The following is a 13,302-nucleotide window of genomic DNA, read 5'->3' as shown; positions in this document are numbered from 1 at the left end:
TCGGTGGCATTTCTACCAGCGGGTAACGCCACGGGAGCCGCAGGGGGCGCGGCACCTGTCATGACCCACCCGTCACCACACCGAGCCCCGCCCCCTCCCCCGACGCCTCCCCGGAACGGACCGAACCTGATCTGTCCTGCCCCGACCCGGTGACCGCCAACGCCCCGTCCCGGTCCGTCCGGAGGACCGCCGCTCCACCGGCCCGCAACTCCGCGACCGTGCGCGCCGACGGATGCCCGTACGGGTTGCCCTCGCCGCACGAAATCAGGGCAAGACGGGGCGCGACCCGCCGCAGGAGTACCGGATCCTGGTAGGCCGAGCCGTGGTGGGCGACCTTGAGAACGTCAACGGGTGGCAGGGCCGCCGCCACGGGGGATCTCAACAGGGCGCGCTGCGCCGGCGGTTCGAGGTCACCCAGGAGCAGCAGGGTGAGGCCCGCAGTGCGGACCAGCAGGGTGACGCTCGCGTCGTTCGGGCCGTCCGGGTCGGGAGCGGGTCGCGGCGGCGGCCACAGAACCTGCCATGCGAGCCGGCCCGTCCGCCGCTGCTCCCCCGCGACGGCCCGGGTCATCGTGATGTGCCGAGCGTGCGCCAACCCCCGGACGAAACGCGCCTGTTCCGGCGGCTCGTCGAACCCTGTCGTCTCGATCGCCCCCACCTCGCGCCCTCGCAGCACCCCGGGCAGACCCGTGACATGGTCCGCGTGAAAGTGGGTCAGCAGGACGAGCGGGACCCGGGTGATCCCGAGCGAGCGCAGACAACGGTCGACCAGCACCGGATCCGGCCCCGCGTCGACGACCACCCCGGCCCCCGCGCCCGCCGCGAGCACCAGCGCGTCCCCCTGCCCCACATCGCACATCACCATCCGCCACCCCGGCGGGGGCCACCCCGTGATCACCCGGGTCAGGGGCCTCGGCTGCATGACCACGAGGATCAGGAGCAGCACACATATCCCCATGGCCCACGGGGACTTGAGCACCCGGCGGCCCACGAGGACCACGCCCAGGGTGACCACCGCGAGCAGCAGCCCGCCGCTCGGGCCCCCGGGCCAGTCCACGCCTCCGCCGGGCAGTGCGGCCCCCGCGCGTGCGATGTCCGCGATCCATCCGGCGGGCCAGCTCGCGCACCAGGCGAAGACTTTCGCGACCGGCATCGCCAGCGGCGCGGCGGCCAGGGCGGCGAACCCCAGCACCGTCGCCGGCGCGACCGCGAACTCCGCGAGCAGATTGCACGGCACCGCCACCAGGCTCACCCGGGACGCGATGACCACGACCACCGGCGCACACACGGCCTGCGCCGCCCCGGCCGCCGCGAGCGCCTCCGCCAGGCGCGGCGGACATCTCCGCCGCCGCAGTGCCGCACTCCAGCGCGGGGCGAGGGTCAGCAGCGCGCCGGTGGCCAGGACGGACAGCAGGAACCCGTAACTCCGGGCCAGCCAGGGGTCGTACAGCACCAGCAGCAGTACGACCGTGGCCAGTGCCGGGATCAGGGACCTGCGTCGCCCGGTGCCGATGGCGAGCAGTGCGACGAGCCCGCAGGCCGCCGCCCTGAGCACGCTCGGCTCCGGCCTGCACACGATCACGAAGCCGAGCGTGAGCGCGCCGCCGAGCAGAGCGGTCGCCCGCAACGGGATCCCGAGCCTCGGGGCGAGGCCACGGCGCTCCGCCCGGTGCGCGGTGCCGGGCGGACCGATCAGCAGAGCGAGCAGGATCGTGAAGTTCGCCCCGCTGACCGCCGTCAGGTGCAAGAGGTCAGTGGCCTCGAATGCCTCGTGCAGCTCGGGCGGGACACGAGACGTGTCCCCGACCACGAGCCCGGGAAGCAACGCGCGGGCATCCGCCGGCAGCCCCTCGGTCGCTTCCCGCAGCCCGCCCCTCAGCTTCCCCGCGAAGCGCTGAGCCGCGGAGGGTGCGCCGACGATCCGAGGGCTCTCGTCGCGTCCGACGCGGAGCAGGGCCGCGACCCGGCCGCCGCCGGCCGACGCGGGCGCCAGCCCTCCGTGCACGACCAGCCGCGTGCTGGGCAGGAGCGACAGCCACGGCGTCCTCCCCGGGGCGGCGCGGTCCACGTCGACGAGGACCAGAACCGGCGTCCGCACCCGCGTCCCGACGCCCGAGGGCCCGCCCCGCCCCGCGTCGCCGACTCTCAGCACATCGGCGGCGATGACGACGGACGAGGGAGCCGCGCGGTCCCCCTTCACGCGGGGGCGCGTCAGCCGCGGGTCGGCCGTCACTTCCAACTCGACCGTCACCCGAGCGAATTGCCGGGCGAGCCCGGGAACGGGACCGCGCGTCAGATCCGCACCGTGCAGCGCGGCCGAGGCCCCGGACGCGGCGACGCAGAGCAGCACGGCGGCCACGGACATACGAGGCCGGAGCGAGAACCCTCTGCGGGGAGGGCGGGGTGGCGGGGGCCGTAACTCCGGGGACGGGGGCGCGGGCGGTAGTGGCGCTGGGGATCGCGGCTGGGACGGTGGCTCCGCCCTCCCCTGCCGCCCCCGTGTCGCCCCTCCCAGTAGCATCACTCCCGCCACCGCCGCGCAGGTCAGCGCCAGGGCCGTCACCCACGCCGCCGGAGCGTCCAGCGTCACCGCTGCCGTGGCCCATGCCGCGAGCGCCGGAGGGACGAGACGGAGATCCGCCGGGCCCTCCTGCCGGGGGTTGGCGTCACCCGAAGTAAGGTCCGAGTGCGGTGCAACTCCCGCGCTGCTCATGGCCGTACGAGGTTCTGAAGGTCGGAGAAGCGACGGTCGCCGATGCCGTTGACCTCGCGCAGTTCATCGACGGAACGGAAACCCCCGTGCTCCGTGCGGTAGTCGATGATGTGCTGGGCCAGCACGGGTCCGACACCCGGCAGCGTGTCGAGCTGCTCTGCGGTCGCGGTGTTGAGGCCGATCGGCCCCGCCGCCGCAGCCCCGGTTCCGGCGCCCGTCCCGGCAGAACTCGCCGAACCCGCAGAACCGCCCGAGCCGGTCCCTCCGGGTGCCGCCGGTGCGCCCACGACCACCTGCTCGCCGTCCGCCAGCAGTCGCGCCCGGTTGATTCCCGTGGGGTCCACCCCGGGACGGATCCCTCCGGCGGCGCGCAACGCGTCGGCGACCCTGGATCCGGCCGGCAGCCGATGGATCCCGGGACTCCGCACCTTCCCGCTGACGTCCACGACGATCCCCGCCGCAGCCGCCCCGGCCGGCCCATCCGTCCCGCCCGCAGCCGACGCCCCGGCCGGGGCGGGTGCCGACGGCCCGGCGCCGGGCTCCTGACCGGCGTCGAGCTGACCCGCCGCCCCCTCGGGCGCCGCCGATCGCACCACCTCGGGCGCGCTCACCGGCTGAGCCCGTCCGGTCCAGAAGTGGTGCACGGCGAAGCCCGCCGCCGCGACCAGGACCACGACCAGAGCGATCACGCTCCGCGTTTCGAGCCCGCACCGCGTCTGCATCCACAGCGGCAGCCGCTCCCGCACGGCGAGCCCAGCCCGTTCCCGCCACGAGGGCGTATCCCTCTCGGCCTCGCCCGCCGGTTCGTCCCGCTCCTCCGTGAACTCCCCCGGCACCACACCCGCCACCCGGACCCCGCCGTCGTCGCAATCAGAATCGGCATCAGCGTCGACATCCGCCCGAGCCCACCGAGGAGGACGTGAAGACACCGTCCCGGCCCACCGTGGAAGAGGCGGCCGCACCCACTCAGACGGATCCGGCGAGCTCGGCACACCCGGTGGACCGGGCGAAAGACTCGGCGCGCCAGACCAACCCGGCGGCCCACCCCGGCCCTGCGCGAACAACGCCTCCGCCCGCAGTCTCAACGCCTCGGCCGACGCCTGCCGATAGCGCCGCCGCACACGCCTACGCCGCTGCCACGTCCCTGACGCTCCCCCCGGCGCCACATTTCCGGCAGCCGCCTCGAGCGTCTCCGAACGTACTGCTGTCTCTGAAAGTGCTGATCCAAATGCCATGCCACGAACGCTAGGCACTCCGCCGAATCCGCGGTGATCTTGCTCAATTCCCGGGGACAACCCACCAGTTGTGGATAACTCCGTCACCCACAAGAACCTCCAGGCTCAGGGCACCGCACCACAAGGCACCTCATCGAGGCGAAACAACCGCCCCCAGCAACCCCGGCCCCGTGTGCGCCCCGATTACCGCGCCGACCTCGCTGACATGCAGGTCCAAGAGCCCCGGCACCCGCTCCCGCAGCTTGTCCGCGAACGTCGCCGCCCTGTCCGGCGCGGCGAGATGGTGCACCGCGATGTCGACCTCGCTCGTGCCCGCGCGCTCGGCGACGATCTCCTGGAGACGGGCGATCGCCTTCGACGAGGTACGCACCTTCTCGAGCAGCTCGATACGGCCGCCTTCGAGCTGCAACAGCGGTTTTACGGCGAGCGCCGAGCCGAGGAGGGCCTGGGCGGCGCCGATACGGCCACCGCGGCGGAGGTAGTCCAGGGTGTCGACGTAGAAGTACGCGGACGTGGCGGCGGCCCGCTTCTCCGCCGCGGTCACGGCCTCGTCGACCGTGCCGCCGCCGTCGGCCACCTCGGCGGCGGTGAGCGCGCAGAAACCGAGGGCCATCGCGACCATGCCGGTGTCCACGACTCTGACCGGCACCGGCGCCTCGCGCGCGGCGAGTACCGCGGCGTCGTAGGTGCCGGAGAGTTCGGACGACAGATGGAGCGAGACGACGCTGGTCGCGCCCTCTTCGGCCAGCTTGCGATAAGTGGCGGCGAAGATCTCGGGGCTCGGCCGGGACGTGGTCACCGGCCGACGCTTCTGCAGGGCTTCGGCGAGTGAGCGGGTGGAGATCTCGGCGCCCTCTTCGAGGGCCCGGTCGCCAAGGACCACGGTCAGGGGGACCGCGATGATGCCGTGGCGCTCCATCGTCCGCTGCGGCAGGTAGGCCGTTGAATCCGTGACGATCGCGACATGGCGGGACATGAGCTGGAGATTACCTGCCCGGGCCGGTGGACGGCAGCCCGGCCCCGGTGGCCCGGGCACGCGTCAAGTCGTGCTCTCCGGGCGGGCTTTCTTCTGCCAAGGATAGGCGGGGCGCGGGTCGGTGGGCGAGAGCGCGGGCCGGTCGGGCGCTTCGGCCTGCCCGCCCTGCGGAGTCCCTGGCCAGGTCTGATGCGCGGCAGGGCGCTCAGGGGCCGGTGCCTCGGGCCACGGGGGCGGCGTCTGCGCGGGCTCGGGCGACGGTTCCGTCGTCCAGTGCCGCAGCGCTCCCGCCTCGATGTCGATCTGGGCACTCAGGGAATCCAGGTCGTCGTCGGCGATCCGGTGGGCGCGGTCCCTGGCCGCCCGGCGCAGGGAGTCGGCCGACGCGGTGATCTGCTCCGTCCGCTTGCGCAGATCGGGCAGGAGCTCGGCGAGATGCGCCTTGTCCGGCTCGGTCTCAAGACGCTTGAGGTCGTCGTCCAGCTCGTGCGCGTGCACGCTGAGCCGGCCGAAGAGGTCCAGCGACTCCTTGAGCGAGGCGTCCTCGGCCACGCGCGCGTGGAGCGCGTCCTGAGTGGACCTCATCGACGTACGCAGCTTGAGCCGCAGTTGCGCGAGCTCGCCGGCCGCGCCCGGCTGCACGAAGGTCCGCGCCTTGAGCGTCGTGTCCTCGACGGACCGGCGGGCCTGCGCGACCGTGCGGTCCACTCCCCGCTTGGCGGCGCCGACGACCTTCACCGTCACGTACGCGCCCAGGGCCAGGAACAGGACGAACATGAGTGCCACGATCGCGATCACGGCCTCTCCCATGACGCTCCTCCCGACAAGGTCGGCGGTCCGTCCGCCTCTTCCACGGTAAACGGAAAAGGCAGGCCGGAGGTTCCAGCGGAACCCCCAACCTGCCCGTAGGGAACAACCCTGATCCGGCTAAACGGAGTGGTCGTCGCTCACGCAGGAACGATGTTCACCAGCTTCGGCGCCCGCACGACGACCTTGCGGATGCCGGCGCCGTCCAGCGCGGCGACGACCCGCTCGTCGGCCAGGGCCACCTTCTCCAGCTCCTCGTCGGAGATCGACGGGGACACCTCCAGGCGCGCCTTGACCTTGCCCTTGATCTGCACGACGCAGGTCACGGACTCGTCCACGACGTACGCGGGGTCGGCGACGGGGAAGTCCTGGTGGACGACGGAGTCGGTGTGGCCCAGCTTGCGCCACAGCTCCTCGGCAATGTGCGGGGCCAGCGGCGCGACCAGCAGCACCAGGCGCTCGGCCACGCTGCGCGACAGCGGGCCGCCCACCTTGGTCAGGTGGTTGTTCAGCTCGGTGACCTTGGCGATGGCGGTGTTGAACCGCATGCCCTCCAGGTCCTGGCGGACGCCGTCGATCGCCTTGTGCAGGGCGCGCAGCGTGATTCCGTCGATGGCGGAGTCCTCGGTGTCGACGACGGTGACCTCGCCGCTCGCCTCGTCGACGACGTTGCGCCACAGGCGCTGCAGCAGACGGAACTGGCCCACCACCGCGCGCGTGTCCCACGGCCGCGAGACGTCCAGGGGGCCCATCGCCATCTCGTACAGGCGCAGGGTGTCCGCGCCGTACTCGGCGCAGATCTCGTCCGGCGTGACGGCGTTCTTCAGGGACTTGCCCATCTTGCCCAGCAGGCGGGAGACCTTCTCGCCCTCGAAGTAGTACGCGCCGTCGCGCTCCTCGACCTCGGCGGCGGGCACCGCGATGCCGCGGCTGTCGCGGTACACGTAGGCCTGGATCATGCCCTGGTTGTACAGCTTGTGGAACGGCTCGGCCGACGAGATGTGGCCCAGGTCGAACAGCATCTTCGACCAGAAGCGGGCGTACAGCAGGTGCAGCACGGCGTGTTCGGCGCCGCCCACGTACAGGTCGACGCCACCGGTCGGCTGGCCCTCACGGGGGCCCATCCAGTACTGCTCGATGGCCGGGTCGACCAGCTTGTCGCTGTTGTGCGGGTCCAGGTAGCGCAGCTCGTACCAGCACGAACCCGCCCAGTTGGGCATGGTGTTGGTCTCGCGGCGGTACTTCTTGGGTCCGTCGCCCAGGTCCAGCGTGACGTGGACCCAGTCGTCGTTGCGGGACAGCGGGGTCTCGGGCTGGGTGTCGGCGTCGTCCGCGTCGAACGTGCGGGGGCTGTAGTCGTCGACCTCCGGCAGCTCCAGCGGCAGCATCGACTCGGGCAGCGAGTGGGCGACGCCGTCCTCGTCGTAGACGATCGGGAAGGGCTCGCCCCAGTAGCGCTGGCGGCTGAACAGCCAGTCTCGCAGGCGGAAGTTGACGGTGCCGCGGCCGATGCCGGTGCGCTCCAGCCACTCCGTCATGCGCGCCTTGGCGTCGGTGACGCCCATGCCGTCGACGGAGATCTGGTCGCTCGCGGAGTTGACCAGCCGCGCGTCGTAGGAGGCGAACGCGTCGTCCCACGTGGAGGTGTCGGTGCCGCGGTCGTCCGAGGGCTCCACGACGCAGCGCATCGGCAGCTCGAAGGCGCGCGCGAACGCGAAGTCGCGGGTGTCGTGCGCGGGGACGGCCATGATCGCGCCGGTGCCGTAGCCCATCAGGACGTAGTCGGCGATGAAGACGGGGACCTGCTCGCCGCTGACCGGGTTGGCCGCGTACGCGCCGGTGAAGACGCCGGTCTTGTCCTTGGCCTCGGCCTGGCGCTCGACGTCGGACTTCGAGGCGGCCTGCTTGCGGTAGGCGGCGACGGCCTCGGCGGGGGTCGCGTGGCCGCCCGTCCAGACGTCGTGCGTGCCCTCGGGCCACGCGGCGGGGACGATCCGGTCCACCAGGTCGTGCTCGGGCGCCAGGACCATGTACGTGGCGCCGAACAGGGTGTCCTGACGGGTGGTGAAGACGGTGATGGCCTCGTCGCCGACGGGGAAGTCGACGCGGGCGCCCTCGGAGCGGCCGATCCAGTTCCGCTGCTGCAGCTTGATCGCCTCGGGCCAGTCCAGGGCGTCCAGGTCGTCCAGCAGGCGGTCCGCGTAGGCGGTGATGCGCATGTTCCACTGGCGCAGCTTGGCCTTGAAGACAGGGTAGTTGCCGCGCTCGGAGCGACCGTCGGCGGTGACTTCCTCGTTGGCCAGGACGGTGCCCAGGCCGGGGCACCAGTTGACGGGCGCCTCGGAGGCGTACGCCAGCCGGTACTCACTCAGCACGTCGGCCCGCTCGGCCGCGTTCAGCTCGTGCCACGCGCGCGTGGAGTCCGGTACGGCGCGCTCACCGCTCTCGAACTGCGCGATCAGCTGGTCGATCGGACGGGCCTTCTTCGCCTCGTCGTCGTACCAGGAGTTGAAGATCTGGACGAAGATCCACTGGGTCCACTTGTAGTACTCGGGGTCGATCGTGGCGAACGACCGGCGCTTGTCGTGGCCCAGGCCCAGCCGGCGCAGCTGGGACTTCATGTTGACCATGTTGGCTTCGGTGGACGTGCGCGGGTGGGTGCCCGTCTGCACGGCGTACTGCTCGGCGGGCAGGCCGAAGGCGTCGAAGCCCAGGGTGTGCAGGACGTTGTGCCCGTTCATGCGCTGGAAGCGCGCGAAGACGTCCGTGGCGATGTAGCCCAGCGGGTGGCCGACGTGCAGGCCCGCGCCCGAGGGGTACGGGAACATGTCCATGACGAACTTCTTGGGCCGGGCGGCCATCGCCCGGTCCGCCTCGGTGTCCCCCGCCAGGTCACCGCTCGGGTTGGGCGCCTCGTACGTGCCGTCGGCGTCCCAGAAGTCCTGCCAGCGTGCCTCGATGTCGGCGGCCATCGCCGCCGTGTAGCGGTGCGGCGCGGCCACCTCGGAAGCGGCAGCGGAATTCGTCTCGCTCATGATCCTCAAAGCTCCATCGATCGTCTCTGCTTACGGAACTGACCGCGCTGGCCAAACAAAAATGCCCCTCGCACAGGAGGGGGCGCCGCGCCGATTCCGATCCGCGATTCGTCAGCGGTCGGGACTGATCAGCGCGGCTCGCTAAGCAGAAGGCGTACGGCACGCATGGCGTCAGGGTACCGCAGGGCCCACAGGGGCCGCGACGGGCTTACCGGGGACGGCCGAGGGACGGCTGCGCAAGGGCCGAAGGAGGCCTTCGGAAGGTGCATGGGCCAAGGGTTACTCCGCGTACCGACCCCTATCGGGGCAACACAAAGTCCACACCTCCGATAGATAACAACGAGATAACTCAAACCTCGTACTGGCTGGTATGGGTCGACCTAGAGTGCGGCAGCGGGACCACTTTGCCGAACCATTCGGAGTCGCCCCCATGAACCCTCCACTGAACTCCCCGTTGAACTCCCCGACGAACGGGCAGCCGCTGAATCCGTTCCCCCAGCTTGGAAACACCCAGCGCCCCCGGCGCAGGATCCGCCCGTCCCCCGCGCCCAGCCGGGCGACCCGAGGGGCCCTGTGCGCGGCGGCACTGCTGCTGATACCCCTCGTGGTCCTCGTCGGGAGCGACGCCTTCCGCGCCGCGCTCGACTTCACCACCGGGGTGCTGTCCCTGGTCTCCCTGACGGCGTCCGTCGTCTGGGGCCTGGTCGCCTCCGACCGGCTGTTCCTGACCTCGCGCCAGCGCCTGCTCTCCCAGGGCGTGCACCGGGCCACAGCGGTCGCCTCGATCGGCTTCCTGCTTCTGCACGTCACCGTCAAGCTGGCCCTCGACCATGTGTCCGTGGTCGGCGCGCTGATCCCCTTCGGACTCGGCGTGACCGGCAGCGCGGGCCTGATCGGCCTCGGCTCGCTCGCCGGGCTCCTGATGGTCACCACCGGCGTCACCGGCGCCCTGCGCAAGGCCTTCGCGTCCCCCGCCCAGATCGCCTCCCGCTGGCGCGCCCTGCACATGCTGGCCTACCCCGCCTGGTGCTCCGCGCTGATCCACGGTCTGTACGCGGGCAGGCAGCCGAAGACCTACGTAGTCGTCCTGTACTGCTTGTGCCTGGTCGCGGTGGGCGGTGCGGTCGCCCTGCGCGCGGCGCCGGGACCGGTCAAGCGCAAGGTCGCCGCCCGCGTCCTCGCGCTCCTCGACGGCGACGGCAGAACGCAGGGCACCCGCCGCAGGGACGTCACCCGGTCCCCGCTGCCCGGCGGCGCCGGCCGCCCCGCACCGTCCGAAGCCCGCTTCGACGTGAACCGCGAGCCCCCGCCGCGGCCGCGCGAAAATCCGCTCCCCATGCCGTCCGCCGACATTCCACCGCTCTACGAGGCTCCGGCGCGCCCCGCGTTCGAGCCGCGCCCCGCCACCGCGGGCGTCGGCTTCTCGGCCGCCTACCGCGCGGTCTCGACCCCGGTGGACCCGCTCTTCGGCGACCCGCCCCCCGGGGAGCCGCTGACCCTCCTGGACCTCCAGCCCACCGAGTCCCTCCCGTTCGTCGACCCCGAGCCCCCCGAGCGCTGGCCGGCCCCGTCCCCGCCGCCCCCCGCCCCGGCACCCCCCTCGGCGTACGACCCCACTCTCGACACCCCGTACGGCGGCATCCCGAGCTTCGAGGAAGAGTCCGCCACCGAAACGCTGCCCGGCCCGTTCCAGGCCCCCGCCGCGGGTGAGCCCTGGAACACGCCGCCCGGAGGCATTCAGTGAACACCGCGCTGCCCGACGTCCCCGAAGTCCGCGTCGTCGGTCTCCCCCAGCTCACCTCGGGCTTCGACCTGGTCGAGCGACTCGACCTCGACATGCATCTGAAAGTGCACGGCCCGCTCGAACCGATGGGCGGCGAGCAACTCGCCGCGCTGGCCGGGCAGATATCCCTGCGCGGCCGCGGCGGCGCCGGCTTCCCCTTCGCCAAGAAGCTGCGCGCCGTCGCCCAGTCCGCGATACGCCGAGGGGTGCGCCCCGTCGTCGTGGTCAACGGCAGCGAGGACGAACCCGCCTGCCGCAAGGACACGGTCCTGATCAACCGCGCCCCGCACCTCATCCTCGACGGCGCGCTCCTGGTCGCCGAGGCGCTCGGCGCCCGCACCCTCGTGGTGGGCGTGACCCGCGACTCCACCGAGGCGTCCATGCAGGCCGCGCTCCTCGAAAGGGGCCTGTCCAACCGCCGTGGCGCCCCGCTACGCGCGCGTGTGCAGCGCAACCCCGTACGCATGGTCACCGGGGAGTCCTCCGCGCTGATCCGCTCGGCGGACGGCGGGCCCCCGGTGCCTCCGGGCCGCAAGGTGCGCGCCTCCGACTCCGGGGTGGGCGGCGCGCCCACGCTGCTGTCGAACGCCGAGACGTTCGCCCAGCTCGCCGTGGCGGCCCGCACCGGACCCGAGCGCTACTGCCGCACGGGCCTGCGCGACGAGCCCGGCACGATCCTGCTGACCCTCTCCGGAGCCGTCGCCCGCCCGATGGTCCTCGAAGTCCCCGCGGGGGTTCCCCTGCGGTACGTACTCCAGCTCGCGGGCGCCCCGCCGATGCCCCAGGGCGTGCTCACGGGCGGTTACCACGGCAAGTGGCTCGACGCCTTCACGGCCCAGGAGGCGGTGGTCTCCCGCGCCTCCCTGGAGGCCGCCGGGGGCGCGCTCGGCGCGGGCGCGATCCTGCCGATCGGCCCGGACACCTGCCCGCTCGGCGAGGCGCTCCGGGTGGCGCAGTGGCTGGCCTCGGAGAGCGCGGGCCAGTGCGGTCCCTGCTATCTGGGTCTGCCGGCGGCGGCGCGCGGCCTGGAGGACGTACTGAACGGCGGCGGCCCCACCGCCCTCGAAGCCCTCCAGCAGGTCACCAGGGCGGTGAAGCGGCGCGGCGCGTGCAAGCACCCGGACGGTTCGGCGGCGTTCCTGGAGTCGACGATCTCGGCGTTCACGGACGATCTCGCCGCGCACGTCCTGGGCGGCGGCTGCGGGCGCCCGGTGCAGGGCGTGCTGCCGCTGCACACGGAGGCACCGCAGGGCGAGTCCCCCAGCGGCCGGCGGCTCGCGGTGGACTGGACGCTGTGCGAGGGCCACGGCCTGTGCGCGGACATCATCCCGGAGCTGATCCAGCTGGGCCCGGACGGCTATCCCTCGGTGGCGGAGGCCCCGGTGGCGCGCTATTCGGAGGCGCGCGCCGTACGGGCCGTGCGCCGGTGCCCCGCGCTGGCGCTGCGCATCGAGGAGGACCCGGCGGCGGCTCCGGCCCGCCCGGCCCTGCCGCCCGCGCTCCCGCCTGGCCGCGGGCGCAGGGCCCTGGGCAGCGGGCGCGGCTGACGCCCGCGGGACGGCATACGAAAGCGGGCCACCCTGTTCGGGTGGCCCGTCTTCATGTCCATCTACTGTGGAGCTAAGGAGAATTGAACTCCTGACCTCCTGCATGCCATGCAGGCGCTCTACCAACTGAGCTATAGCCCCTAGCGTTCATGCGGCGGAGCCGCATGTTCACCGTGTCGCCCGGTTTCCCCGGCGGCGACGCCAACATTACCGGGCACCCGGTGCATCACCAAATCGTTTCCACCCTGGTCCGATTTGCCCGAATTTACGGCACCCTCAGGCCGTGGCGAACGAATAGAACCGCTTGAGCGTGCAGTGCTCGTCGAGCAGCCGGCCGTAGATCGGCTCGCCCTCCAGTTCCCGATACGTCTCGATCGGATCGCCTTTTATGATCAGCGCCCGCGCGCACTCCTCGCACCAGTACTGGTAGTCGGGGTTGACCGGCTCCATGTCCCTGACGATGGGCGTGCCGCTGCCGCACCAGTCGCACTTCCTCCTGTGTGCACCCATCGATCAGCTCCAGCTGTGGCCGCAGGCCGTGCACACGTACGAGATCCCGCCGTTGTCGCCGAGCATCTGCGCGACGTGGAAGGAACCGCAGGACGGACAGTCGAGGAAAGAGAAAGAAGACGGAGAGGAGGAGGGGGAAGGAACGTGCTGCCCGGAATGGGCTGCTTCGGCCGGTCTCACTGTCACGCCGAGGGGGCGGTCGGCCGCCTCGGTGATGCGCGCGGGCATCGCGTTCTCCCTCCCGTCGGGCCGTCTTCGTCGATCGGACGCGGCCCTCTACCGGCCGTCCGATTCTGCCACGGCCGGAGCGTCACGGTCAGCGACGCATGGGTACCGGTCCGGACACGGCGCCGAGTTCGCCCGCTCCGGCCAGCACTTACGCACACACCGACACACGAGGACCACATCCGCAGACCTATACGCCCCCGGGACACCAAGCGCCTCAAGGCAGTTGAAAAGAGTGTGCCGGGTAACAAAAAATCCCGCCCTTACCCGGACGGGATCTCTGTGAAGCGGACGCTTCGACTGTGGAGCTAAGGAGAATTGAACTCCTGACCTCCTGCATGCCATGCAGGCGCTCTACCAACTGAGCTATAGCCCCTTGCGTTCTCCCCGCTCTGCGCGGCTGCGAACAAGAAGAACTTTAGCCTGCGACCTGCCGGAAAGTGAAATCCGGCCGTCCGGCCCCCGTCGGGG

9 protein-coding genes and 2 tRNA genes are annotated in these 13,302 nt (G+C 71.9%); 2 read left to right on the top strand and 9 right to left on the bottom strand.

Annotated features, from left to right (window positions below; translation table 11 throughout):
• Nucleotides 1-58 precede the first annotated feature (58 nt).
• The 5 genes from OG574_RS30315 to leuS form a co-directional block, all read right to left on the bottom strand.
• Nucleotides 59-2,713 (bottom strand): ComEC/Rec2 family competence protein, encoded by a 2,655-nt coding sequence (locus tag OG574_RS30315; RefSeq protein WP_326775793.1) that lies wholly within the window; start codon nt 2,711-2,713, stop codon nt 59-61.
• Nucleotides 2,710-3,561, bottom strand: coding sequence for a ComEA family DNA-binding protein (locus OG574_RS30310; RefSeq protein WP_326775792.1), 852 nt, complete (start codon nt 3,559-3,561; stop codon nt 2,710-2,712). Before OG574_RS30310 ends, OG574_RS30315 begins: the two co-directional genes overlap by 4 nt.
• A gap of 517 nt (nt 3,562-4,078) precedes the next feature.
• Nucleotides 4,079-4,924, bottom strand: a complete 846-nt coding sequence (locus tag OG574_RS30305; protein WP_326775791.1) for a DegV family protein — start codon at nt 4,922-4,924, stop codon at nt 4,079-4,081.
• Between the two features lie 63 nt (nt 4,925-4,987).
• The gene (locus tag OG574_RS30300) at nt 4,988-5,734 is read right to left on the bottom strand and encodes a hypothetical protein (protein WP_326775790.1); all 747 of its coding nucleotides are present in this window, start codon (nt 5,732-5,734) and stop codon (nt 4,988-4,990) included.
• Nucleotides 5,735-5,871: 137 nt separating this feature from the next.
• Nucleotides 5,872-8,766, bottom strand: coding sequence for a leucine--tRNA ligase (gene leuS / locus OG574_RS30295; protein WP_326775789.1), 2,895 nt, complete (start codon nt 8,764-8,766; stop codon nt 5,872-5,874).
• Between the two features lie 430 nt (nt 8,767-9,196).
• Between leuS and OG574_RS30290 the strand changes: the two genes are divergently transcribed.
• Together OG574_RS30290 and OG574_RS30285 are read left to right on the top strand one after the other, a co-directional pair.
• A complete protein-coding gene (locus tag OG574_RS30290; RefSeq protein ID WP_326775788.1) occupies nt 9,197-10,510 on the top strand; it encodes a ferric reductase-like transmembrane domain-containing protein in 1,314 nt (437 codons plus the stop codon).
• The gene (locus OG574_RS30285; protein WP_100594236.1) at nt 10,507-12,096 is read left to right on the top strand and encodes an NADH-ubiquinone oxidoreductase-F iron-sulfur binding region domain-containing protein; all 1,590 of its coding nucleotides are present in this window, start codon (nt 10,507-10,509) and stop codon (nt 12,094-12,096) included. Before OG574_RS30290 ends, OG574_RS30285 begins: the two co-directional genes overlap by 4 nt.
• Before the next feature lie 68 nt (nt 12,097-12,164).
• On the opposite strand, the gene OG574_RS30280 is transcribed toward OG574_RS30285, so the two are convergent.
• From OG574_RS30280 to OG574_RS30265, 4 genes are all read right to left on the bottom strand, one after another.
• A tRNA-Ala gene (locus OG574_RS30280) sits at nt 12,165-12,237 on the bottom strand.
• 135 nt (nt 12,238-12,372) lie between these two features.
• Nucleotides 12,373-12,606, bottom strand: coding sequence for a hypothetical protein (locus tag OG574_RS30275; RefSeq protein WP_016643127.1), 234 nt, complete (start codon nt 12,604-12,606; stop codon nt 12,373-12,375).
• 3 nt (nt 12,607-12,609) lie between these two features.
• Nucleotides 12,610-12,834, bottom strand: a complete 225-nt coding sequence (locus OG574_RS30270; protein WP_326775787.1) for a hypothetical protein — start codon at nt 12,832-12,834, stop codon at nt 12,610-12,612.
• Nucleotides 12,835-13,134: 300 nt separating this feature from the next.
• Nucleotides 13,135-13,207 (bottom strand) — tRNA-Ala (locus tag OG574_RS30265).
• Between the last annotated feature and the right edge of the window lie 95 nt (nt 13,208-13,302).

The organism is Streptomyces sp. NBC_01445, assembly GCF_035918235.1.
GTDB lineage: Bacteria > Actinomycetota > Actinomycetes > Streptomycetales > Streptomycetaceae > Streptomyces.
The sequence above is the reverse complement of the archived record's forward strand: the minus strand, read 5'-3'. Positions and strand labels throughout refer to the sequence as shown.

Bases quoted from the DNA above. Each gene is read 5' to 3' on its own strand.
- OG574_RS30315 (WP_326775793.1), bottom strand. From the start codon at position 2,713: ATGAGCAGCGCGGGAGTTGCACCGCACTCGGACCTTACTTCGGGTGAC.
- OG574_RS30305 (WP_326775791.1), bottom strand. From the start codon at position 4,924: ATGTCCCGCCATGTCGCGATCGTCACGGATTCAACGGCCTACCTGCCG.
- OG574_RS30300 (WP_326775790.1), bottom strand. From the start codon at position 5,734: ATGGGAGAGGCCGTGATCGCGATCGTGGCACTCATGTTCGTCCTGTTC.
- leuS (WP_326775789.1), bottom strand. From the start codon at position 8,766: ATGAGCGAGACGAATTCCGCTGCCGCTTCCGAGGTGGCCGCGCCGCAC.
- OG574_RS30290 (WP_326775788.1), top strand. From the start codon at position 9,197: ATGAACCCTCCACTGAACTCCCCGTTGAACTCCCCGACGAACGGGCAG.
- OG574_RS30275 (WP_016643127.1), bottom strand. From the start codon at position 12,606: ATGGGTGCACACAGGAGGAAGTGCGACTGGTGCGGCAGCGGCACGCCC.
- OG574_RS30270 (WP_326775787.1), bottom strand. From the start codon at position 12,834: ATGCCCGCGCGCATCACCGAGGCGGCCGACCGCCCCCTCGGCGTGACA.